The sequence below is a fragment of the Janthinobacterium sp. GW821-FHT03A03 genome (assembly GCF_059421435.1).
This window is the reverse complement of record NZ_JBWKUZ010000023.1, coordinates 1-20,257: the sequence shown is the minus strand read 5'-3', so window position 1 is coordinate 20,257 and position 20,257 is coordinate 1. Positions and strand designations below refer to the sequence as shown.

18 protein-coding genes and 2 tRNA genes are annotated in these 20,257 nt (G+C 64.3%); 7 read left to right on the top strand and 13 right to left on the bottom strand.

The genetic code is table 11. The features are described from left to right. Position 1: 1 nt before the first annotated feature. The 5 genes from AC07VI_RS25860 to dbpA all read left to right on the top strand — a co-directional run bounded on the left by AC07VI_RS25860 (position 2) and on the right by dbpA (position 7,374). Positions 2 to 1,006 (top strand): FecR domain-containing protein, encoded by a 1,005-nt coding sequence (locus AC07VI_RS25860; protein WP_086146140.1) that lies wholly within the window; start codon positions 2 to 4, stop codon positions 1,004 to 1,006. A gap of 145 nt (positions 1,007 to 1,151) precedes the next feature. Then, positions 1,152 to 3,608, top strand: coding sequence for a TonB-dependent siderophore receptor (locus AC07VI_RS25855; RefSeq protein WP_492993387.1), 2,457 nt, complete (start codon positions 1,152 to 1,154; stop codon positions 3,606 to 3,608). A gap of 114 nt (positions 3,609 to 3,722) precedes the next feature. Further along, complete coding sequence (locus tag AC07VI_RS25850) at positions 3,723 to 5,387, top strand: acid phosphatase (RefSeq protein WP_492993385.1); 1,665 nt, start codon at positions 3,723 to 3,725, stop codon at positions 5,385 to 5,387. Positions 5,388 to 5,599: 212 nt separating this feature from the next. Continuing rightward, on the top strand, positions 5,600 to 5,836 hold the full coding sequence (locus AC07VI_RS25845) for a hypothetical protein (protein ID WP_086146146.1): 237 nt from the start codon (positions 5,600 to 5,602) through the stop codon (positions 5,834 to 5,836). Positions 5,837 to 5,946: 110 nt separating this feature from the next. After that, a complete protein-coding gene (gene dbpA / locus AC07VI_RS25840) occupies positions 5,947 to 7,374 on the top strand; it encodes an ATP-dependent RNA helicase DbpA (protein ID WP_086146147.1) in 1,428 nt (475 codons plus the stop codon). Here the strand turns inward: dbpA and AC07VI_RS25835 are convergent. The 4 genes from AC07VI_RS25835 to AC07VI_RS25820 form a co-directional block, all read right to left on the bottom strand. Continuing rightward, on the bottom strand, positions 7,361 to 7,912 hold the full coding sequence (locus AC07VI_RS25835; protein ID WP_099420290.1) for a hypothetical protein: 552 nt from the start codon (positions 7,910 to 7,912) through the stop codon (positions 7,361 to 7,363). The two genes, dbpA and AC07VI_RS25835, sit on opposite strands and share 14 nt — an antisense overlap. Beyond that, positions 7,905 to 8,474, bottom strand: a complete 570-nt coding sequence (locus AC07VI_RS25830) for a hypothetical protein (protein ID WP_492993382.1) — start codon at positions 8,472 to 8,474, stop codon at positions 7,905 to 7,907. Before AC07VI_RS25830 ends, AC07VI_RS25835 begins: the two co-directional genes overlap by 8 nt. A 55-nt stretch (positions 8,475 to 8,529) precedes the next feature. Continuing rightward, positions 8,530 to 9,918, bottom strand: a complete 1,389-nt coding sequence (gene cysS, locus AC07VI_RS25825) for a cysteine--tRNA ligase (RefSeq protein WP_099375537.1) — start codon at positions 9,916 to 9,918, stop codon at positions 8,530 to 8,532. Positions 9,919 to 10,156: 238 nt separating this feature from the next. Next, a complete protein-coding gene (locus AC07VI_RS25820) occupies positions 10,157 to 11,389 on the bottom strand; it encodes an MFS transporter (protein WP_086146151.1) in 1,233 nt (410 codons plus the stop codon). A 140-nt stretch (positions 11,390 to 11,529) separates the two neighbouring features. Between AC07VI_RS25820 and AC07VI_RS25815 the strand changes: the two genes are divergently transcribed. Both AC07VI_RS25815 and AC07VI_RS25810 read left to right on the top strand, forming a co-directional pair. Then, complete coding sequence (locus tag AC07VI_RS25815; protein ID WP_492993380.1) at positions 11,530 to 12,354, top strand: AraC family transcriptional regulator; 825 nt, start codon at positions 11,530 to 11,532, stop codon at positions 12,352 to 12,354. A gap of 246 nt (positions 12,355 to 12,600) precedes the next feature. Next, positions 12,601 to 14,160 carry an eCIS core domain-containing protein gene (locus tag AC07VI_RS25810; RefSeq protein WP_492993378.1) on the top strand — a complete coding sequence of 520 codons (1,560 nt, stop codon included), beginning with the start codon at positions 12,601 to 12,603 and terminating at the stop codon, positions 14,158 to 14,160. A gap of 21 nt (positions 14,161 to 14,181) precedes the next feature. On the opposite strand, the gene aqpZ is transcribed toward AC07VI_RS25810, so the two are convergent. The 9 genes from aqpZ to AC07VI_RS25765 all read right to left on the bottom strand — a co-directional run bounded on the left by aqpZ (position 14,182) and on the right by AC07VI_RS25765 (position 20,060). Then, the gene (gene aqpZ, locus AC07VI_RS25805; RefSeq protein ID WP_086146154.1) at positions 14,182 to 14,883 is read right to left on the bottom strand and encodes an aquaporin Z; all 702 of its coding nucleotides are present in this window, start codon (positions 14,881 to 14,883) and stop codon (positions 14,182 to 14,184) included. A gap of 202 nt (positions 14,884 to 15,085) precedes the next feature. Then, positions 15,086 to 15,511, bottom strand: a complete 426-nt coding sequence (locus AC07VI_RS25800; RefSeq protein WP_086146155.1) for a GNAT family N-acetyltransferase — start codon at positions 15,509 to 15,511, stop codon at positions 15,086 to 15,088. Then, the gene (locus AC07VI_RS25795) at positions 15,511 to 15,969 is read right to left on the bottom strand and encodes a hypothetical protein (protein WP_492993375.1); all 459 of its coding nucleotides are present in this window, start codon (positions 15,967 to 15,969) and stop codon (positions 15,511 to 15,513) included. The genes AC07VI_RS25800 and AC07VI_RS25795 overlap by 1 nt, the downstream gene beginning before the upstream one ends. A gap of 69 nt (positions 15,970 to 16,038) precedes the next feature. Next, a complete protein-coding gene (locus AC07VI_RS25790; RefSeq protein ID WP_157792483.1) occupies positions 16,039 to 16,449 on the bottom strand; it encodes a hypothetical protein in 411 nt (136 codons plus the stop codon). A gap of 41 nt (positions 16,450 to 16,490) precedes the next feature. Then, positions 16,491 to 17,639, bottom strand: a complete 1,149-nt coding sequence (locus AC07VI_RS25785) for an amidase family protein (protein WP_492993373.1) — start codon at positions 17,637 to 17,639, stop codon at positions 16,491 to 16,493. A 202-nt stretch (positions 17,640 to 17,841) separates the two neighbouring features. After that, on the bottom strand, positions 17,842 to 18,417 hold the full coding sequence (locus AC07VI_RS25780) for an elongation factor P (RefSeq protein ID WP_086146158.1): 576 nt from the start codon (positions 18,415 to 18,417) through the stop codon (positions 17,842 to 17,844). A 135-nt stretch (positions 18,418 to 18,552) separates the two neighbouring features. Next, complete coding sequence (gene earP, locus AC07VI_RS25775) at positions 18,553 to 19,722, bottom strand: elongation factor P maturation arginine rhamnosyltransferase EarP (RefSeq protein ID WP_492993370.1); 1,170 nt, start codon at positions 19,720 to 19,722, stop codon at positions 18,553 to 18,555. A gap of 98 nt (positions 19,723 to 19,820) precedes the next feature. Next, positions 19,821 to 19,896: transfer RNA gene (locus AC07VI_RS25770), tRNA-Glu, on the bottom strand. A gap of 88 nt (positions 19,897 to 19,984) precedes the next feature. Further along, a tRNA-Glu gene (locus AC07VI_RS25765) sits at positions 19,985 to 20,060 on the bottom strand. Positions 20,061 to 20,257: the final 197 nt, after the last annotated feature.

Here is a 20,257-nt window from a genome sequence, read left to right as displayed (position 1 = left end):
CATGCGCGGCGCCACCGTCTACGCCCACGGCCAGCCCATCGACCTGGCCATCGCCATGCAGGCGGCCGAATGGCTCACCACCCTCATGAGCGGCGCAGCCACGCCCGAGGAAAGACAGGCATGGGCCTGCTGGCGCGCCGCGCATCCCGAGCATGAGCGGGCCTGGACGCACATCGAAAACGTCAGCGGCAGCTTCCATGTGCTCGACGCCCCGGCCAGCCGCAAGGCGCTGGCGCAGCGCCCTGGCTCGCCCATCTCGCGCCGCGCCAGCCTGCGGCTGCTGGCGTGCATTTCCACCATCGGCCTGACGGGCTGGTTCGGCACGCGTTCCGGGCTCGCGCCGCAACTGGCCCGCGCGGCCCTGGCCGATTTTTCCACCGGCGTGGGCCAGCAGCGAGAACTGACGCTGCCCGACGGCAGCCGCCTGCACATGAACAGCGGCAGCGCCGTGAACATCCGCTTTACGCACAAGCAGCGGATGCTGCAACTGGTACAGGGCGAAGTGTTCATCGCCACCGCAGGCGAAACGGACATGCCCTACCGCCCCTTCCTCGTCGAGACCGCGGACGGCCAGGCGCAGGCGCTGGGCACGCGCTATTCCGTGCGCCAGGAAGACGGGCGCACCAGCGTCGCCGTGGAACAGGGCGCCGTCAGGCTGACGCCACGCAAGGGCGCCGGCAGCCTGGTCGTCCGCGCCGGCCAAGGCGGCGCCATGACGGCGCGGCGCACGTTGCCCGCGCACGCCGTCTCGCCCGACATCTGGGCCTGGCGCCAGGGCTTGCTGCTGGCCGACGCCATGCCGCTGCGCGACTTGCTGCATGAATTGAGCCGCTACCGCCATGGATTCCTCGGCTGCGACGACGCGGTGGCCGGCCTGCGCCTGTCCGGCGTCTTCCCGCTGGCCGACCTCGATAGCGTGCTGCTGTCTCTGCCCGACTCCCTTCCTGTCGATGTGCGCCTGCGCACGCGCTACTGGGTGCAGGTGGAAGCGCGGCATGCCGGCTGAAGTGCAGCGCAAAGAAAATCAAAAAAATGTTACCCGTTTTCGCTGCTCGCGTGACCTGTGTATGCAACGTTCTTTTTGACGACTACAACACAAGGTAACCATGTCTCCAGTTATGTCCTCCCGGCCAAGGCCGCGCATCAAGCGCATGGCATATGCCATCCAGTTCATCTTCATCGGTTCGGCCCTGCTGCTGAACGCGCCCATGCCGGCGCTGGCGCAGGAAAGCGCGGCGGCGCAAACGGCGAGCCACGACTTTCAGGTGCCGGCCGGCGACCTGGCCGCCGCCCTGCGCCACGTGGCCAGCCAGTCCAGGGTGATCCTCAGCTTCACGCCGGAGCAGACGCGCGGCAAGTCGTCCGCGGGCCTCACGGGCCGCCATGACGTGCTGGCCGCCCTGAACGGCGTGCTGCGCGGCAGCGGATTGACCGCCGAGCGCAGCGCCAACGGCAGCTACCTGCTGCGCACGGCGCAGGCAGAAGCGGCGGGCGAACCGATGGCCACGATGCCCGGCGTGACGGTGCTGGCGCAGCAGGATGGCGGCGCAGGCACGGGCGCGTATGTCTCCGCCGCGCCGGTCGGCACGGGCACGCCGCTGGGCCTGTCGATGAAGGAAACGCCGCAATCGATGAGCATCATCACGCAGCAGCGCCTGCAGGACCAGGGCCTGAACACCATCGCGCAAGTCATGGCGCAAACGCCGGGCATCACCCTGTTTTCGCTGGGCAGCGAGCGCACGGGCTTTACTTCGCGCGGCTACGCCATCACCAACTACCAGCTCGACGGCGTCAGCACGCACTCGGAAAACCTGGGCCTGAACGCTATCCCGTCGCAAAGCCTGGCCGACATGGCCCTGTACGAGCGCATTGAAATCCTGCGCGGCGCCTCCGGGCTGGTGACGGGCGCGGGCGACCCTTCCGGCGCCATCAACATGGTGCGCAAGCGGCCCACCGCGCAGTTCCAGGCCTCCGCCGAAGGGACGCCAGGCTCGCGCAACGAGCGGCGCGGCGTGGCCGACGTCTCGGGTTCCGTCAATGAGTCGGGCAGCGTGCGCGCCCGACTCGTCGCCGTGACAGAGGCCGGCGACAGCATCGTAGACAGCTATCACCGCAGCAAGCAGGTGGTATATGGCGTGATCGAGGCCGACCTGGGCGCCGATACCAGACTCACGGCCGGCGTGACGCGCCAGTTCAACCGGTCGAAGGGCTCGCTGTCCTACCTGGGCTTTCCCCTGTTCTACAGCAATGGCGAGATGACCGCCCTGCCCCGCTCCTTCAGCCCGGCGGCGAAATCGAACCGCTTCAACAGCAACTCCACCGACGTCTTCGTCAACGCCGAGCATGCGCTGGCCAATGGCTGGAAGCTGAAAGCCTCGGCCAGCCACCTGGAATCATCGCAGGAAGAACGTTCGGTCTTCCTGAGCGTGTACAGCGGCTTTCCCGACAAGGCCACGGGCGACGGCCTGGCCCTGCAGGCGGACCGCCGCGACTACCAGCTGCGCGTCAACAGCATGGACGTCAACGTGCGCGGCCCCTACCCCCTGTTGGGCCGCCAGCACGAGCTGGTACTGGGCGCCGACTACAACGAATTTGACAGCAAGTCCGACGGCCGGCTCGACCCCGCGATACAGGGCAGGCCGGTCAACCTTTACCAGTGGCAGCGCGCGGAGCAGCCCGTATTCGGCCCCAGCCACGTCACCTACGACAGCACGCGCCGCCAGAGCAGCCTGTATGCGGCCAACCGCTTCAGCCTCGCCGAACGCCTGAAATTCATCGCCGGCGCAAGGCTCATGCGCTATGACGAAAACTACGTGGGCAAGGCGCCCGGCGTCGGCTACGACAGCGCGTCGCCGGCATCGGACAGCCGCGTCTTCACGCCGTATGGCGGCCTGGTGTACGACATCGACGCCGCGCACACAGCCTACGCCAGCTATTCGGCCATCTTCCAGCCGCAAGCGAGTCAAGACCGCCACGGCAAGCTGCTGCCGCCACGCGAAGGCAAGAACTATGAAGTCGGCATCAAGAGCGGCTGGCTCGATGGCAAGCTCAATACGGCCGTCGCGCTGTACCAGATCCGCCAGAGCAACCTGGCCGAAGCGGACCCCGGCTACACCGTCCCTGGCACGAACAATCCCGCCAACCGCGCCATCAAGGGCGCCAAGACCCAGGGCGTGGATCTGGAAGCGACGGGCGCGCTGACGCCGGACTGGAACATCTCGGCTGCGTGGTCCTACAGCCAGACGGAAAACAATACCGGCAAGGCGATCCAGACCACCTTCCCGCGCCACCTGGTGAAGCTGTGGACCACTTACCGGCTGCCCGGCGAGCTGCATCGCCTGACGGTGGGCGGCGGCATGAACTGGCAGAGCCGCGTGTATTCGGATATCGAGGCGTGGCAGATCGAACGCACCCTGCACTGGCAGCAGAAGTCCTACGCCGTGGCCAGCCTGATGGCGCGCTATGATGTCAACGACAAGCTGTCGGCCACGCTCAATGTCGGCAACCTGTTCGACAAACGGTACACGGCGTCGATCTCCGGCTGGTGGTACTCGGGCATGCATGGTCCGGCGCGCAATGTGGCGTTGAACGCGCGCTACCAGTTCTGATGCGCTGAACGGGGCGGGCCGAGCATTTCACATTATCCAGGGGCCGGTGATACAATTTTCCGCTTCACGGGCACAAACACTGCCCCGTGCCACAGAAACACCCAAGGAGAATGTGTGAAGGACCTCGCCCCCGCCCTGCCAGCCGATCCGGCCGACCAACCCGCCAACCCGTCGCGCCGGCGCATTTTCCAGGCCGCTTCCGCAGTCGGCCTGGCCGCCAGCCTGCCGGCGCTGGCCGACGCCGCGCCAGCAAAAAAAACCATCGCCAAGGGCTCGCTCGACGCGAAACTCAAGGCGCACGTCAAGAACGTGGTGGTGATCTACCTGGAAAACCGCAGCTTCAACAACCTGTTCGCCAACTTCCCCGGCACCAGCGCGCCCCTGTCCGCCGTCACGGCCGAACAGGCGCGGCAGCTGGACCGCGACGGCAAGCCGCTGGCCACCCTGCCGAAGATCTGGGGCGGCCTGGTGCCGAACCAGCAGAACATCGGCGGCACCGATTACCTGATCAAGGAAGAGCAGATTTCCGGCCTGCCGAACGCGCCCTACAAATTGAGCGACGCGGCCGGCAAGCCCCTGCCCGAGAGCATCATCACGCGCGACCTGGTGCACCGCTTCTATAACAACCAGATGCAGATCAACGGCGGCAAGAACGACGGCTTCGCCGCGTGGGCCGACAGCGGCGGCCTGGTGATGGGCCATTACGGCGAAACGTCGAAAAACCTGAACCTGTGGCAGATCGCCGAGCAGTACACGCTGTGCGACAACTTCTTCATGGCGGCCTTCGGCGGCTCGTATATGAACCACCAGTTCCTCGTCACGGGCCGCGCCAACGAGTATTTCAATGCTGCCGAGACGGCGGCGAAGAAAAAGATCGCCGTGCTGTCCGACGGCCCGCAAGGCGTGCGCCTGGCCATCTCGCCCGACTGCCCCGCCTCCGCGCTGGACGGCAAGCCGAAGTACGTCAATGACGGCGCCCTGACGCCGGACGGCTACGCCGTCAACACCATGGCGCCGCCATATCAACCGAGTTACGTCCGCCCCGCCTTCGACGGCGATCCGCTGCACGCCGACCCGGCCGACGCGAACACCCTGCCGCCGCAAACCTATGACACCATCGGCGACCTGCTGTCGCGCAAGGGCGTCAGCTGGGCGTGGTACGGCGGCGGCTGGCAAGCGGCGCTCGACCACAAGGGCGGCGGCAGCAAACCGAACTTCCAGTTCCACCACCAGCCGATGAACTACTTCAAGCAGTTCGCCCCTGGCACGGCCGCGCGCGCCGAGCACCTGCGCGACGGCGGCACGGGCGACAGCCCGATCTCGAACAAATTCCTCGCCGCCGCCGTGGCGGGCAAGCTGCCGGCCGTGACCTTCTACAAGCCGCAGGGCAACCTGAACCTGCACGCCGGCTATTCGGATATCGAGTCGGGCGACCAGCACGTGGCCAACGTCATCCAGCATCTGAAGGAGTCACCGCAGTGGAAGGACATGATCGTGGTGATCACGTTTGACGAAAACGGCGGCTGGTGGGACCACGTGGCGCCGCCGAAAGGCGACCGCTGGGGCCCCGGCACGCGCATTCCCGCCATCGTCGTCTCGCCGTACGCGAAAAAAGGCGCCGTCGACCACAGTTTTTATGACACCACGTCGATCCTGCGCCTGATCACGCGCCTGCACGACCTGCCGCTGCTCGAAGGCCTGAAAGTGCGCAATGACGCCTTCGCGTCACGCGGCGCGCTGCCGCCGGGTGACTTGACTGGCGCCTTGAGCTTCCGCTAAGCCTCCCACAATGCGGCACGCCTGTGATACACTGCGTGCCGCACTTAAATCCGCAGGTCTGCTTTTCCTGCCGATGATATTCACAATGAGCCCGACTCCTGTAGCCGGGCTTTTGTTTTGTGGACGAAGCGTACAGAGTATTCACACAGCGGTCAGCTTTTTGCCCGCTCCCCGGCGCCGGTTATTCGCGGCCGGGGACCAGAGGTTCAGAAATGAGAGATAAAAAAGACAACGCCACCATCGACTTGCCCGGTTTCGGCCCGCCGCCAGCGCACGACGCGCCAGAGCCGGCGCCGGAACCGCAGCGCCGCGTGCGCGCGCGCAAGGTGGCCTTGAAACAGGTGCAGCTCGAATTGCTGGAGCCGACCGACGCCACGGGCTTGCCCGTGTGGACGCGCGACGCCGGCCTTGACCTCACCGGCTTGCCCATCTGGGCGCCAGATAATTAGTACCCCACGCGGGCGGCCGTTTGCCGCCGGCTTCCACACCACCATCCGCACAAGGGCGTAGAACGCCTGTAGACTGTGCCCATCCACCGCTTTTTACCGGCTCCGCCCCTATGAACACCACCACTGCCACCACCAATTCCTTTTCCAGCCTGCCGCTGACGCCCGCCTTTTTGGCCAATCTGGATTCGCTCGGCTACCACGAGATGACCACCATCCAGGCGCAAAGCCTGCCGGCGGTGCTCGATGGCCGCGACCTGATCGCGCAGGCGAAAACGGGCAGCGGCAAGACGGCCGCCTTCGGCATCGGCATCCTGCACAAGCTCAATCCGGCCTGGTTTGCCGTGCAGGGCCTGGTGCTGTGCCCCACGCGCGAGCTGGCCGACCAGGTGGCCAATGAGCTGCGCCGCCTGGCGCGCGCGGCCGGCAACATCAAGATCCTGACCTTGACGGGCGGCGCGCCGATGCGCCCGCAGATCGCCTCGCTGGAACACGGCGCCCACATCGTCGTCGGCACGCCGGGCCGTTTGCGCGACCACCTGGGCCGCGGCACCATCAACCTGAACCACGTGCAGACGCTGGTGCTCGATGAAGCGGACCGCATGACGGACATGGGCTTTTACGAGGAAATCGCCGGCATCGTCAGCGCCTGCCCGGCGCGCCGCCAGACCCTGCTGTTCTCGGCCACCTACCCGGAAGACATCCGCCGCGCCACGGCGTCGTTCCTCGTCAATCCGCTGGAAGTGACGGTCGAGGCGCAGCACGACAACGACAAGATCGAGCAGCGCTTCTATGAAATCGGCTTCGACGAGCGCAACGGCGCCGTCGGCAAGCTGTTGAAACACTTCAAGCCGGAATCCACGCTGGCCTTCTGCAACACCAAGGTGCATTGCCGCGAACTGGCCGACGAACTGCGCCAGCAGGGCTTTTCCGCGCTGGCCCTGTACGGCGAGCTGGAACAGCGCGAGCGCGATGAAATCCTCGTGCTGTTTGCCAACCGCAGCTGCTCCGTGCTGGTGGCCACCGACGTCGCCGCGCGCGGCCTCGATATTTCCGATCTGGGCGCCGTGATCAACGTCGACGTGTCGAAAGACACGGAAGTGCACATCCACCGCATCGGCCGCACGGGCCGCGGCAGCAAGAAGGGCCTGGCCCTGTCGCTGTGCGCGCCGAACGAGAAAAAATGGGTCAAGCTGATCGAGCAGTACCAGAACAGCGCCGCCGAATGGCACGACCTGAAGGAGCTGAACGAGGACGATGGCGCAGAGGCGCTGCCGGCGCCGATGGTCACCCTGTGCATCATGGGCGGCAAGAAGGACAAGCTGCGCCCGGGCGACCTGCTCGGCGCATTGACGGGCGACGCGGGCCTCACCAAGGAGCAGGTGGGCAAAATCAACGTGTTCGAGTTCATGACCTACGTGGCGCTGGACCGCAAGGTGGCCGAAGCGGCGTTCAAGCGCCTGAACGCTGGCAATACCCTGGGCCGCGACTTCGGCAACATCAAGGGCCGCAGCTTCAAGATGCGCTTTATCGAGGCGTAAGGCCTTGCAAGGTACGCAGGGCCGCCATGGTCCTGCGTCCCGGATAGCCGTCCCACACGGGGAACTGCCCGCGGTAGTAGCAGCTCCAGTAGCTGATGCTGCGCCGCTCCAGCGTATCGAGATACGCTGGGTTCTCCCGCAGGTAGCGCGCCAGCGCTTCCGTATTCCAGGCAGGCAGCGCCGCGCCAATGACCGCGACAATCTCCAGCACGTATTCGCCGCACAGGTGCACGACGAAGGGCACCGTCCACGCCCGCTCCTGCTGCAGCAGCTGCCTTGCACACGCTTCGCGCAGATGGCCGTCATGGTGGCGCGTGCCCAGGCACAGGGCGAGCACGCCTGCGTCGCCGGCCAGCCGCGTACAGTTCAGCAGCTGCCCGCGGTCGTAATACGTGCGCGCGGGGATGCGCAGCAGCCGGCCATCCTGATGCACGTCAAACGGTGCCGACGGCGCGTGCAGCTGGCCTTGGGCCAGCGCAGGCAGCAGCCCGGCCAGCGTGTACGCCAAGGCCGCAGGAAAGGCGTCCGCTTCAGCCATCGCGCCCCTCCTGGCAGACTTTGCGCACGCCCAGCGCAGGTTTATCCATTTTTTCAAAGATCACATTCGAATACCATTGCGCGGGATCGCCCCCGGTGGGCTTGCCCAGCGAAATATAGTAGCCGCCGTCCGCAAACAGGGCCGTGGTTTCCTTGCCCGGCCTGGCGCCCTGCAGGAAGGCCGGCCAGGCCCCCTTGTCGACTGGCTTAAAACGCGCGCCCAGCAGCGCCAGCAGGCGCGCGTGCGTGGCCGGCGCATACGCAAACAGGTACAGGTATTCGACCAGTTCCCCACCCTCCGCGAGGCGGGTGACGGCGGCCGTCGCGGCCTCGACGTCGCCGCCGAAGCTGCACAGGGTGCCGCCGCTGTAGGCGAAATCGATGACGGTCGCCGGCGCGCACGCCTGCCGCTCCCGGTCGACACCAACGGGCGGCAGCGCGCGCACCTGCGCCAGCAGCGCCTCGCTGGATGTGGCCAGCGCGGGAAAGCCCGGACACCCGCTGGCCCCCTGCGCGGCAGAAAAGGCCAGGCTACAACTCAGTAACAGCAAACGACGCTTCACGGCATCTCCAGTTTTATCGGGCCATCATTATGCCTCGCCGGGACACAGAGCATCATCACAAGACGCGCGCCTGCTGCCCCTGCGGCGTATCGTCGATGTCGTAGCCGGCCGCGCGCGCCAGTGCGCGCAGACGGTCCGCCTCGGCCCACTGGCGCTGCGCGCGGGCGATGGCCCGTTCCGCCATCCACGCCTGCACTGGCTGCGGCACATTCACCTGCGCCGGCTGCCAGGCCAGCAGATCGAGACCCAGGGCGGAGTCGAAACGGGCCATGGTGGCCTTTTTCACAGCATCAGGCAGGCCGCTTTTCAGCAATTCCCAGGCCACGGCCAGGGCGCGCGGAAAGTTCAGGTCATCGTTGATGCAGGTCATAAAACGCGCCAGCCACACGGGGTCGGCCTCACCCTGCACCTCGCCCCGCCCTTCGCTCAATGCATGCACGGCGACGCGCAGGCGTGCCAGGCCGCTGATGGCGGCACGCAAGGCTTCGTCCGTGAAATTGAGGCTGCTGCGGTAGTGGGCGCCCAGGCACAGGTAGCGGTAGGCCAAGGGGTCCACACCCTGCTGCACCAGGCTTTGCAGGCGTAAAAAGTCGCCCGAGGACTTCGACATCTTCGCCTCCTGCGTCTTGAGGAAAGCGCCGTGCAGCCAGAAATTGGCCAGGCGCGTGCCATGGCGCGCTTGCGTCTGCGCGATCTCATTGCTGTGGTGAACGGCCACATGGTCTTCGCCGCCGCAATGGATGTCGAAATACGTGCCCAGGTGCTTTTCCGCCATGGCCGAGCATTCGATATGCCAGCCGGGAAAGCCCAGGCCCCAGGGACTGTCCCATTCCATCTGCCGCTGGCCCGGCACGCCGCTGAACTTCCACAGTGCGAAGTCGCAGATGTCGCGTTTTTCTCCCAGTTCCACGCGTTTGCCCGCCTGCAGGCCGTCGCGATTCAGGCGCGCCAGCTGGCCGTAACCGTCCTGGCGCGTGGTGTCGAAATACATGCCGTCAGCCGTGCGGTAGGTATAGCCCTTCGCTTCCAGGTCCGCAATAAAAGCGATCTGCTCGGCGATATGGTCGGTGGCCCGGCACCAGACGGTGGGCGGCAGGATATTGAGCTGGCGCAAATCGTCTTCGAACGCGCGCGTGAATGCCGCGGCGATGTCCCATGCCGACCTGCCGCTGCGCCGGCTCCTGGCCTCGACCTTGTCGTCGCCGCTGTCCGCATCCGACGTCAGGTGGCCCACGTCAGTGATGTTCATCACGTGGCGTACCTGCAGGCCGTTGAACTCGAGCGCGCGGCGCAAGCCGTCGACGAACAGATAGGTGCGCAGGTTGCCGATGTGCGCGTAATCGTAGACGGTGGGGCCGCAGGCGTACAGGCCCGCCTTGCCCGGCTCGATGGCCTCGAATGGCCGCAGGCTGCGGCTATACGTGTCGTACAGGTGAAGTGTCATGCGGGTCTTTCCAAAGTGGTGCGGAAAAAGAAAATGGCCACAGGTTTTTCAACACTGTGGCCATCGGAATGAGGAATAAAAAGTTTAACGGCGCCGGGCCGCATCCTCACGAAGCCAGGTACACGGACACAGCGCAGCAGCGGCGCCGGATGCAAAAACTGGAGGGAGGATGAAAGTGATCATGGGACGAATATCGCATGCGCGCGGGCGGGCCGTCAAGCCCTCCCGCGTCCCCCGCTTATTTTTTCGCCTGCTCGATATGCGGCAGCAGTACCGTCAGGATGCCCAGCAGCGGCAGGTAGGAGCAGATTTTATACACATAGGCGATGCCCGCCACGTCGGCCAGGTGGCCCATGGCCGCCGCGGCGATGCCGGACACGCCGAACATCAGGCCAAAGAAGATGCCCGCGATCATGCCCACCTTACCCGGCACCAATTCTTGCGCAAAGACAACGATGGCGGAAAAAGCGGAAGAAATCACAAAGCCGATGATTACCGTCAATACGGCCGTCCAGAACAGGTCGACATACGGCAGCAGCAGAGTGAACGGCGCGGCGCCCAGGATGGAAATCCAGATCACGCGCTTGCGCCCGATGCGGTCGCCGATGGGGCCGCCCATGAAGGTGCCGGCCGCCACGGCGGCGAGGAACAGGAACAGATAGAGCTGGGCATCGCCGAGCGAAAGGTGGAATTTATCGATCAGGTAAAAGGTGTAGTAACTCGACAGGCTGGCCATGTAGATGTATTTTGAAAACACCAGCAGGGCCAGCACGCCCAGCGCCCCCATTACCTTGTTGCGCGACAAGTTCGGGCCATGACCGCCCGCCTTCGGCTTGAAGCTGGCCAGGTGGCCGCGGTACCAGCCGCTGACCTTGTACAGTATGCCGATGGCCAGCACGGCCAGCAAGCTGAACCAAGCGATATTGCCGTGGCCACGGTTCACGATGACGGCGGCCGCCAGCAGCGGCCCCAGGGCGGAACCCACATTGCCGCCCACCTGGAACAGCGACTGGGCAAAGCCGTAGCGCCCGCCCGAGGCCATGCGCGCCACGCGCGACGCTTCCGGGTGGAAAGTCGAGGAACCGACGCCGATCAGGCCAGCGGCGAGCAGCAGGGTCGGGAAGGTTGAGACGACGGCCAGCATCAGCACGCCGGCCAGGGTGAAGCACATGCCGACAGGCAGCAGGAATGGCAGCGGACGGCGGTCCGTGTACAAGCCGATCCACGGCTGCAGCAACGATGCCGTGCACTGGAACGTCAGGGTTATAAGGCCGACCTGGGTAAAACTGAGTGAAAACTCGGCTTTCAGCATCGGATAAATCGAGGGCAACAGGGCCTGGATCAAGTCATTGAGCAGGTGCACGAAGGCGACGGCGCCCAGGATGTGCATGGCCAGGCCGGATTGCTGTTGTGAACTGGACAGTGTGGTGGCCGCCGGCATGGCGGCGGGAGATGGGGTGATGGTGTGCATGAATCTTCCGCAGTGATCGGGCGCGGCAGGCAGCCCGGCAAAGAAAGCAGTATAGTATGGCCACTGAACTACTAACTTCCAATAATCGTCGAGTAAGTGACATTCCGCACCTGCCCGGCGCCACTTTTTTCGCCGCCACCATGTACACGACCCACCCTGCCCTGGCCGACGAAGACGGCATGCCCTTCACCCGCAGCACCAATGCGCATGACTACCAGCACGTGGCGCGCCCGGTGACGGCCATGTCCAAGCAATATGAGGCGTCCGACTACACGCCGCCGCACTGCCATGTGCGGGCGCAGCTGCTGTTTGCCACGGAAGGCGTGATGCGCGTGACCACCGAGCACGGCGTGTGGATCTTGCCGCCGCGCCGTGCCCTGCTGATCCCCGTGGGCGTGGTGCATGAATTGCACATACTTAGCAAGCTGAGCATGCGCACCGTGTACATCGATGCGCAGCTGGCCGCCGTCTTCGGCCCCGCCTGCAAGGTACTGGAAGTGAGCCGGCTGCTGCGCGAACTGATACTGGCGCTGCTGGCCGAGCCGGTCGAATACGCGCTCGAGGGACGCGGCGACTGGCTGGCGCACCTGATCCTGTCGGAACTGGCCGCCGCCGATACCGTGCCCATCGCCATACCCTGGCCGCGCGACCGCCGGCTGGTGGCCGTCTGTTCGGCCATCATGGAAGCGCCCGGCAGCCGGCGCAGCATCGAGGACTGGGCCCAGGACGCGGGTGCCAGCGCGCGCACCCTGATCCGTTTGTTCCCCAAGGAAACGGGCTTGCACTACCGGCAATGGCTGCAGCAAGTGCATCTGGCCGAGGCGTTCTGCCGCCTGGACCGGGGCGAAGGCGTGGCCGCCATCGCCTATGCGCTCGGCTACGCCAGCCCCAGCGCCTTCAGCGCCATGTTCCGCCGCATCCTGGGCCGCACGCCGCAACATTACCTGAGCGAGTGGCGGTTATAAGGCCGTTGATTGTTGTAAAATAATCCAGTGCATGCGACGTCAGGCATGCTTTCCGGCGACATCCGCATTCCCGACACAACGTTGCGAAGGATCAGCATGAGACAGGCCAGGCAGGAAGCACAGGGTACCGCTCAGCAAACATCAGCGCCTCGGCAAGCCAGTGAGACGCCCCCTGCCCTGGCCGACCTGCGCCCCTCCACGCTGGCCCGGCAACACCTCGCGCAACTGATGGCGGACGGCCCCAGAATGGCTCAGCGGAAGAGCCAGAGCGCCATGATTCCGGGCGCGTCGCCGCCAGCGCATGCCGGCGGCGGCCCGAACGCCAACCGCACGGGCTTGCCCGACCGCCTGAAAAGCGGCATGGAAAATCTGTCCGGCATGGCGCTCGACGATGTCCGCGTCCATTACAACTCCGCCCGGCCGGCGCAGCTGCAAGCCCTTGCCTACGCCCAGGGCAACGAGATTCACGTGGCGCCGGGACAGGAAGCGCATGTGCCGCACGAAGCCTGGCATGTCGTGCAACAAAAACAGGGCCGCGTACGCGCCACGCTGCAGGCCAAAGGCGTGCCGCTGAACGACGAACGGCACCTCGAGGAGGAAGCCGACATCATGGGGCAGCGCGCGCTCGCCGCGCACGACGCGCCGGCGCAAGCCGTGCTGCAGCCGGGCGCCGCCGCCGGATACAGCGTTCAGCGCAAGAGGCCCGCTCCGGCCGGCGCGGCCTATGTGGACATGACGAGTGAAGAAGTGTGGCTGTCGCCGCTACTGTCGCAAAGGGGACATCTGTTCAGCAAGACCCTGCCGCTGGCAGCCGACCGCGCCACGCTGCTGCAGCAGCTGACGGTGGAAGGCGAAACGGTCGGCCATGACCACTCCGCCGTCGCGTGGAACACGAAGGCGCAGGATTACGACAAGCCCGAAATCGCGGCAATCGACCCCTTCCGCATCCGCCTGGGCGGCACTTACGGCGCGGCGCTCGCCCCCACGACGCTGGAACTCGACTACCATTTCGGCGGCTTTAACATGGGCTATGTCGTCAAGGTGCGCGATCATGGCGCCGTGGCGGCGATGGAAAACCGTGGCCGCCGCGGCGGGGCGCAGGCAGGCCTCTCGCCCACCTACAGCAACCAGCACCACGCGCTGGGCGACGACGGCCTGATGGCCAGCGCCGGGACTCTGGGCGCCACCATCGTCTCGAGCGAACAGGCGTTCGACTCGACCACCAAGCTGGCCGGCGAAGGCGCGCGTTTCAGGTGCGTCCAGCGGCATCAGGGCGCGCTGACCGACAACAGCAAGTTTTTCATCCGCCTCGACGACAGCAACATGGCGTGGGTGACGTTCAACACGTTGTGGCTGACCTGGTCCGCCACCTTCGGCAAGATCTTCGGCATCAGCGACGATGCCGTCGCCACCGCGCTGAAAGACAATGGCCTGCAAAAGATCGGCGTGGGCGGCATCGGCGTCGTCGCCGTGCCCAGAGGGCATGGACCGGCGAGCAACATCACGACGGCACGCGACTACAACCTGGAGAGCCGGGCGCCGGCCGTGGCGCGCGACTGCACCGACTTTATCATGCTGCGGGTCAATGACAGGCATGGGCATGCAGGCAAGAAAACCCGCATCTCGGCCATCTCCGCCAGCCTGACCAGCGCCCTTGACACCATGGATCAGGTCGAGAGCTACGCCACATATGGCGGCAAGGGCAAGAGCTGGGATGTCAAGGTATGGAACAATGGCGGCCGCGCCGCCCTGACCAACGCTTTCCTGACACCGGCGCTGGCGGGCCTCGTCATCGCCGATCCCTGAGGCCCACTGGCGACAGGCGCGCTAGGCGCCGGACTTGCCCTGCTCGCTGCCGATCAGGCGGTAGGCCAGCGCGCCCAGCAGGGCGCCGATGATGGGCGCCAGCCAGAACAGCCACAGCTGGCTGGTGGCCCAGTCGCCCACATACAGCGCCACGCCCGTGCTGCGGGCCGGGTTGACGGAGGTATTCGTCACGGGGATGCTGATCAGATGGATCAGGGTCAGGGCCAGGCCGATCGGCAGCGGCGCGAAGCCGGCCGGAGCGCGCTTGTCGGTGGCGCCCAGGATGACGATCAGGAAAAACATCGTCAGCACGATTTCAATGACGAGGGCCGACAGCATCGAATAGCCGCCCGGCGAATGGGCGCCGTAGCCGTTCGAGGCAAAACCCTTGCTGACGTCGAAACCGGCCTGGCCGCTGGCGATCACATACAGCACGCCGCCGGCCACGATGGCGCCCAGCACTTGCGCTATGATGTAAGGCAACAATTGATTGGCAGGAAAACGGCCGCCGGCCCACAGGCCGATCGAAACGGCGGGATTCAGGTGGCAGCCCGAGATGTGGCCGATGGCGTAGGCCATCGTCAGCACCGTCAGGCCAAATGCCAGCGCCACGCCGGCAAAGCCGATGCCGAGGCCGGGAAAGGCGGCGGCCAGTACGGCGCTGCCGCAGCCGCCCAGCACCAGCCAGAACGTACCGAGAAACTCGGCTCCATATTGTTTCATGATGTATTCCTTCAAAGTGACGAGAGAACCTGCCAGGGATGACCGACTGCACTGCTATTTCGCCCTTGCCGGGGCCGCATGGCCACGGCAAGGGAAAGCACCGCTCCAACACTACAGCAGAGCGCGCATAATGACATAACGTCATTATCAAGGCAACATTATTATGTATAATAATGTCAATAGTTATCTTGACGTCTAAAGGTTATTTTGATAATTTCCCGCGCACCGGCCGGCGCATATACTTCTGCGGCGCCTCCAGCGGCGCAAAGCCAAAGCCCGCGTACAGGCCATGCGCATCATCGGTTCCCAGCATCCAGACGACATCGCGCAAGCGCTCATCGCCGAGCACGGCAGCCACCAGTTGCTTGCCGTATCCCCTTCCCTGGCAAGCGGGCAGCACGAATACGTCGCGCAGGTAGGCAAAGTCCGTGTAGTCGGTGATGACCCTGGCGAACGCCACTTGCTGGCCATCCACATAGCCGCCGAAACACAGGGCATTGTCAATGCCCTTGCGCACGGTTTCCAGCGCCACGCCACGCTTCCAGTACGACTGCTCGCTCAGGTAGCCGTGGATCATGGCCACGTCCAGTTCGCCGCGCTCGCTGGAAATGCGTAGTGGCGCGTGCATCAGTTCTTGTACAGCAAGTCGGCTTCGGCAATGCTGGGCTCGCCGAAATACACGGTGAGCAAGCCGCCCTTGGCATCGCTGCCCATGTAGACGCCCGTCATGCTGCGCGCGACCGGGTCATACAGGATGGAGTAGCGGTGACCGCAATTGTGCGGTGCGCAGACGCTGCTCAGCAGGCGTGCCTTGCCATCGATCTCGACTGGCTTGAGCGGACTGGCCACGCCATCGGGCACCCAGCGCTGCCGCTTCAGGCCAGCCTTTTTCAAGCCCACATTGAAGGCCTTGCGAAAGGCGTAGTCCGCCTTGTAGACATCGGGGAAATACGGGCAGGTATGGCCGCCGTCGCAGCTTTGCGCCTGCTCAATGAGCGACAATCTGGGCGTACGGGCTTGCGCCGGCATGGCGGCCAGCGCCACGGCCGCGCCCATGAACAGTGTTAACAGCAAACGTGCGGACATGCAATCTCCTGGAAGCAAAAAATAATGCGCACAGCATAGCAGAATGGCATGTCAGCCTTTCACACCGCATCAAGGCGAACAGCGGATGCCCACCACGCCATTGACCTTGCCTTCCGGCCAATCCGTTTCGCGCCAGCGGTACACGCCGGGCGCGACAATGATCAACTGCCATTCCACCAGCTTGCCATTCGCATTCAGGCGGGTTTCATTGTCATAGCGCAAAGTCAGGCTGTGTTCCGTTTCCGCCACGACCGTGGCGGCAAAGCGGTTGGTTTCACCCAGCTTGCTTTTCCAGGTACGGTCATTGAAAATCGCCAGGCGCGCATGATCGTCAGACAGCTGCATGCGCGTAAAGTGCCGCGCCTGGTCGCACACGCTGTTGGCATTGACGCTGTCGGACCAGCTGCCGGACAGTTGCGTCACATCAAAGGGAGTGGTCGCGGCGGTCACGGCCGCACTCAGCAGCAAAGTTGCAAGCATAGGATATCAACGGATCGCTAAAGAAAGGGAAAATATCATGCTCAGCGCAGCGCCTCGGTGATGCTGGACGGCAATGCCGGCGTGCGCCGGTGCAAGGTCGCCTGCTCATACGCATACGCCATCGCAAGGAGTTGCATCTCGGCATGTAAGGCGCCGATGAACGACAACCCGACCGGCAAGCCGCACACCATGCCTGCGGGCACCGTGATGTGCGGCTGGCCTGTCTGCGCCAGCGGCACGGCATGGCAAGTGGACCCCACCAGCGCGTCGAACCCATGATCCTGCAGCCAGTCGCCGATGGCGCCGGGCGCCGGCAGCGCGTCGACCAGCTCGGCTCCCTGCGCGCGCAATACCTGCAGGGCCAGTTCGATCACGGCATCGGTCTCGGTGCAGCGGCCAAACAGGCTGCGCGCCACGCCGATGCGGCGTCCTTGCAAGCCGGAACAATTCAGGACAGCGGTATCGGCCACGCTGTCGCCGTTCAGCGCCGCCAGCAGCCAGGCCGCCTCGCGCACGCTGGGCGCCATCGGTCCGGCCGTGGCTTGCCCGGCGACGGCGGCCCTGCCCGTCGGCTGGATGGCGACCAGGCCGCACGCGGACGCGGGCGCGACGATGGAGCCGTCCGTTTCGCTGTCGACGGCCAGGATGGTCAGGCCAGCCCAGCTGGCACTGGCATGCGGCACGCTGACGGCCGCCCACTGGCGTAAATTGCTTTTGCCGATGATGACGGCGCCGGCCGCACGCAGGCGCGAGGCGACAAAAGAGTCGCAGCTGGCATGCGTGGCCGACGGCGCCTGCGTGCGCGTCTTCATGCGGTCGCCGGTGGCAATATTGTCGCGCAAGACGATGGGGATGCCGTGCAAGGGGCCGCGCACCTTGTGTCCCTGGCGTTCGCGGTCCATTTCCAGGGCGATTTTCAGCGCATCGGGATTGATTTCAATGCCGGCATGGGCGCGCGCGCCTATGCTGCACAGCGAACGGATGCGCGCCAGGTACTGCGACGTCAGCGCATGCGAACTGAGCTTGCCGGCCTGCATCATCTGCTGTTGCGGCAACACGCCCGCGTCGAGCAGATGGGCCATGGGACTGGCCGGCGCCGTGGCACGGGCCAGCACCGGACGCGAGGTACGCGCCGGCGCGGCCGCGACGCCCCGGGCGGGGCCATTGCGTAACGAGTGACTGCGCTGCATGGAGTCTCCAGGAAACTTCACTGTTTTAAACGCAACAGTGTGATAGCCGTAGCATAGCAGTCCTTGCAAACTAATAGTTGTGATAAGGAATTATTTTTTAAGCAAAAAAAACGCTGCCCGAAGGCAGCGTTACTTGATGATCGACAACTTGAGCAAGCCTGGCCGGCGTTTGCCGGGCCACGCATGCCGCGCCGGACATCGATTAGTTGCGCACGACACGCTTGTATTCGTTGGTGCGGGTGTCGATTTCGATGACGTCGTCCTGAGCAACGAACAGCGGCACTTGCACGATGTGGCGGTGCGCGTCGATGGCGTTTTCGATCTTGGCTTCTTTCAGGACGTTACCCGACGTATTGCCCTTGACTGCAGGCTCCGAGTACACCACTTGACGGGCGATGGTCGTAGGCAGTTCCACGGAGATGGCTTTGCCGTCGTAGAAAATGGCTTCGCATTCCATGCCATCCTTCAGGTAATGCAGTGCATCGCCCAGGTTTTCTTCTTCGATTTCGTACTGGTTGTACTCGGCGTCCATGAAGACGAACAGTGGATCGGCGAAGTAGGAATACGTTACTGGCTTTTTATCCAGAACAACAACGTCGAACTTGTCGTCGCCGCGGAACACGTTTTCCATCGGGGTGTTCGTCAGAAGATTTTTCATCTTCCATTTGTAGGTGAAGCCCGTGCGGCTCGAACCGTTGACATCAGAACGCAACACGATCATTGGCTTGCTGTCGACCATGATGATATTGCCAACACGAATTTCTTTTGCGGGTTTCATAGGAATGTACGTAAAAAGTGGGTTGCATGAAGATCATCTGCCGCCTGGGCGCCATCAGCGCCGCAAGCTTGCGTTTGATCGGTTAAAAATACGTGAGAAATAACCGGGCATTTTACCTTAATTTTAAGCAAGCGCCTATCTCGTCGCACTCGCAAACGCCAGCAAGTTACTTGCCAGATCGCCATTGAGCCGCATGCGCCGCTGCCAATCCTGCGCGTGCGCGCCGATTCGAGGCAGATCCGCCTGCCATGCGGGCCACAGCACGTTCCACGCGGGCGCCTCCGCAGCGGCGCCATTCCAGGCCAGCGCCGCCTGCACCAGACTGGCCACCGGTCCCGCGGCATCGACGGCATAGCGCTGCAGAAAGGCGCGCAGCTTGACGTGGTGCAAGTTTTCATCCTGCGGATAGATATGCCATATAAAAGGCTTGCCCGCCCATTGGGCGCGCACGAACGAATCCTCGCCGCGCACAAAATTCACGTCGCAGGCCCACAGCAGGCGGTCGTAATCATCCTGCGGCACGAAGGGCAGCACACGCACAGTCAGCGCGCCACGCGTGCGCGCCGCCCCGGCCACTGCCGCATCGCCGTCGAAAAATGCCTGAACGGCATCGAACGCGACGCCTTCCGGCACCAGACAGGCCACGGGCTCGCTCGCCGCCTGCCAGGCGGCGAACAGCTCGGCCACGGGCGCGTGCGGATAGCAGAACAGCGACACCTTTAATGCGCCAACCTCTGCCGGCGTCACGCCGAATTGCCCCAGGAATGCCGCCATGCCAGCCGCATCGGCCTGGAAGGCCAGCCTTTTTTCATCCAGCGCCGCTTCGCGCAGCAGGCCGCCCGTCTTATCCGTAAAACCGGGGAAAAAGAAATGCTTGATCATGCCGTGGCGCGGCGACGTCAGCGCGTGGCAACCCTCGACCCACTCTTCCGCCGTCAAGCCTTCCAGGTTCAGCCACACGGGATGCGGCGCGCGCTGCGCCATGGCGGCAATGTAGCCGGGCGGAATATCGCAGGCAAAGAACTCGATGACGATGTCGGCAACATCGGCGGGCGCAAACGCGCCATCCTGGCCGCACCAGTGGCGCACGGTAACGCCGCACGCCTGCTGCGCGTCGGCCGTGACATCGATGCCGGGGCAGATGCGCAGAAAACTGGGCAAATCATCGACCCACAGGGTGACGGCCACGCCATGCTCGCCGTGCAACTGCCGCGCCAGTCGCCAGCAAATGCCGATATCGCCGTAGTTGTCAACGACTTTGCAGAAGATAGCCAACGATGGCGCACGATCAGTAGGTAAAGGCATGAATGACGGAGAAAGATGAACAACGTTGAGATGACGGCGAACAACAAAAAAGCCGCACTGTCACCAGGCGGCTTTGTTGTTGGCTGATTCAGCCGGTCTGGCGTCCCCAAGGGGATTCGAACCCCTGTACTCACCGTGAAAGGGTGATGTCCTAGGCCTCTAGACGATGGGGACAGAAAATCTGTCCTGAATGCGCTACTCTGCATCCCGACCTGGTACTGCTTGCGGCTGGCATTCATGCTGGCCGCACACTGCGCGAATCTGGCGTCCCCAAGGGGATTCGAACCCCTGTACTCACCGTGAAAGGGTGATGTCCTAGGCCTCTAGACGATGGGGACAGAAATCTGTCCTGAATGCATTACTTCGCATCCTGACCCGGTAATGCTGCAATCGCAGCAACAAAAAAAGCCTGACTCGTCAGGCCCATTCAGCACTGCAACCTTACTTTACAACTAAATCCTGGCGTCCCCAAGGGGATTCGAACCCCTGTACTCACCGTGAAAGGGTGATGTCCTAGGCCTCTAGACGATGGGGA

Coding starts and splice junctions, on each gene's coding strand:
- AC07VI_RS25860 (WP_086146140.1), top strand. CDS start 2: ATGCGCGGCGCCACCGTCTACGCCCACGGCCAGCCCATCGACCTGGCC.
- AC07VI_RS25855 (WP_492993387.1), top strand. CDS start 1,152: ATGGCATATGCCATCCAGTTCATCTTCATCGGTTCGGCCCTGCTGCTG.
- AC07VI_RS25845 (WP_086146146.1), top strand. CDS start 5,600: ATGAGAGATAAAAAAGACAACGCCACCATCGACTTGCCCGGTTTCGGC.
- dbpA (WP_086146147.1), top strand. CDS start 5,947: ATGAACACCACCACTGCCACCACCAATTCCTTTTCCAGCCTGCCGCTG.
- AC07VI_RS25835 (WP_099420290.1), bottom strand. CDS start 7,912: ATGGCTGAAGCGGACGCCTTTCCTGCGGCCTTGGCGTACACGCTGGCC.
- cysS (WP_099375537.1), bottom strand. CDS start 9,918: ATGACACTTCACCTGTACGACACGTATAGCCGCAGCCTGCGGCCATTC.
- AC07VI_RS25820 (WP_086146151.1), bottom strand. CDS start 11,389: ATGCACACCATCACCCCATCTCCCGCCGCCATGCCGGCGGCCACCACA.
- AC07VI_RS25815 (WP_492993380.1), top strand. CDS start 11,530: ATGTACACGACCCACCCTGCCCTGGCCGACGAAGACGGCATGCCCTTC.
- AC07VI_RS25810 (WP_492993378.1), top strand. CDS start 12,601: ATGGCTCAGCGGAAGAGCCAGAGCGCCATGATTCCGGGCGCGTCGCCG.
- aqpZ (WP_086146154.1), bottom strand. CDS start 14,883: ATGAAACAATATGGAGCCGAGTTTCTCGGTACGTTCTGGCTGGTGCTG.
- AC07VI_RS25800 (WP_086146155.1), bottom strand. CDS start 15,511: ATGCACGCGCCACTACGCATTTCCAGCGAGCGCGGCGAACTGGACGTG.
- AC07VI_RS25795 (WP_492993375.1), bottom strand. CDS start 15,969: ATGTCCGCACGTTTGCTGTTAACACTGTTCATGGGCGCGGCCGTGGCG.
- AC07VI_RS25790 (WP_157792483.1), bottom strand. CDS start 16,449: ATGCTTGCAACTTTGCTGCTGAGTGCGGCCGTGACCGCCGCGACCACT.
- AC07VI_RS25785 (WP_492993373.1), bottom strand. CDS start 17,639: ATGCAGCGCAGTCACTCGTTACGCAATGGCCCCGCCCGGGGCGTCGCG.
- AC07VI_RS25780 (WP_086146158.1), bottom strand. CDS start 18,417: ATGAAACCCGCAAAAGAAATTCGTGTTGGCAATATCATCATGGTCGAC.
- earP (WP_492993370.1), bottom strand. CDS start 19,722: ATGCCTTTACCTACTGATCGTGCGCCATCGTTGGCTATCTTCTGCAAA.